This window comes from Cellulomonas sp. NPDC057328, assembly GCF_042667215.1.
Taxonomy (GTDB): Bacteria; Actinomycetota; Actinomycetes; order Actinomycetales; family Cellulomonadaceae; genus Cellulomonas.
Genome location: NZ_JBHUZW010000214.1, coordinates 1 through 1,686, shown reverse-complemented (window position 1 = coordinate 1,686; position 1,686 = coordinate 1). Strand labels below are relative to the sequence as shown.

Sequence of the window (1,686 nt, the reverse complement as noted above, 5' to 3'; positions counted from 1 at the left end):
GGGTGCGGGTGCGGCAGGTGCGGGCGCGGCGGCGGGTGCCGGGGCGGTGGCCGGCGCGGGTGCGGCCGCCGGCGCCACGGGCATCGTCGCCGCGGCGACCGGCGGCATCGCGGCGGCGCTGGGCGGCGTGAGCGCCGCGGCCGCCGCCGTGACGGTCGGCACCGTCGCGGTCGTCGCCGCGGCCGTGGTCGGGGCGGTGCAGCTGGTCGGGGGCCCGACGGGTGACGTCGCCGCCACGGCTGGCCCGAGCCCGACGGTGTCGGGCAGCACCCTGGAGCCGACCGCGACCGCCGTCCCCGCGCCGACCGTCGAGCCGACGCCCACCGTCGGCCCCACCGACCTGCCGACGCCCACGCCGTCGCTCGAGCCGGACCCCGACCCGACGGCCCCCGACGACGGGAGCGTCTTCGCAGCACCGCCGCCGGGGGCCGACGAGCCGGAGCCCGCGCCGTCCGCCGGGCCGCCGCCCGAGCCGCAGCCCGACCCGGGTCCGGGGCCCGACCCCGGCCCCGACCCGCCGCCCGCGCCCGACGTGGTCGTCGAGCCGCCCGAGGGCGGGATCGTGCTCGCCGCGGGCAGCGTCGGCCAGGAGCTCGGGCTGACGGTGCGCAACGACGGCGACCGCGCCGCGGTCGACCTGCGCGCCGAGATCACGCTGCCCCCCGGCGTCAGGGTGGAGGGCATCGCCGGGATCATCGCCGTCGGCGCCGGGTTCGCGCCGCTCGTCACCGACGGCTGGGTGTGCACGCCCGTCGCGCAGCACCAGGCGACGTGTACGCTGCCCGAGCTGCCCCCGCACGCCGCGATGCGCCTGGTGCTGCGCGTCGGCATCGGGGAGGACTTCGAGCCCGCGGACGGGCTCAGCGTCGGCGTGCGCATCACGGGTGCCACGCGCGCGTGGACGCCGCCGGCCGTGCCGCTCGTCGTCGCGCCGGCGCCCGCGCGCCTCGTCGGGCCGACGTCGCCGGTGCCGGTCGAGCTCGTCGCCGGCCGCGAGCGCGCCCTGGACCTCCCGCTCCGCAACGCGAGCCACGGGTCGCCCGTGACGCCCGGCGCCCCCGCGACCGTCGACCTCGACCTGCCCCGCGGCGTCAGCGCCGTCGCCGCCCCGCCGTGGGTGTGCGCGCCGACGGACGGCACGACGCGCTGCACGCTGCCGGCGCTCGGTGCGGGGGAGGCGTCCACCCTCGCGCTGCGCCTGACGGCCGCGAGCAGCGCCGCACCTGCCACCGGGACGTTCGCGGCGGTGCTGCGTCCCGACGGCGGACGCGCGCCGGAGCGCATCGCGGTCGCCTACACGCTCGTCCGGCCCGCCACGCCCGTGCTCACCGTGCCCGGCGGCGGCGTCGAGGTGGCCCTCGGCGCCGCGACCGACCTGCCGGTCGAGGTCACGAACACCGGCGGCCTGACCGCGACCGGCGTCGCGGTGCGGGTCACACCGCCGGCCGGTGCCGCCCCCGTGGCCGCCGACGGCTGCACGCCCGAGGGCCCCGACGTCGTCTGCCGGCTCCCCGGTCCGATCGCGCCCGGCGCGAGCGCGCGGGTGGTGCCGCGGCTGACCGGGACCGCCGGTGCCGTCGGGCCGCTCGGCGTCGCCACCGTCGCGGTCACCGCCGACGACGCCGACCTGCCCGTCCCCGCGTCGGTCGCCGTCACCGGCGTCGCGCCGGTCCTCACCGTGAGCGC

At 81.3% G+C, this 1,686-nt stretch carries 1 pseudogene; it reads left to right on the top strand.

The window, feature by feature from the left end:
* Window positions 1-1,686: pseudogene (locus ACFUMH_RS19050) on the top strand (hypothetical protein); the annotation flags it as partial.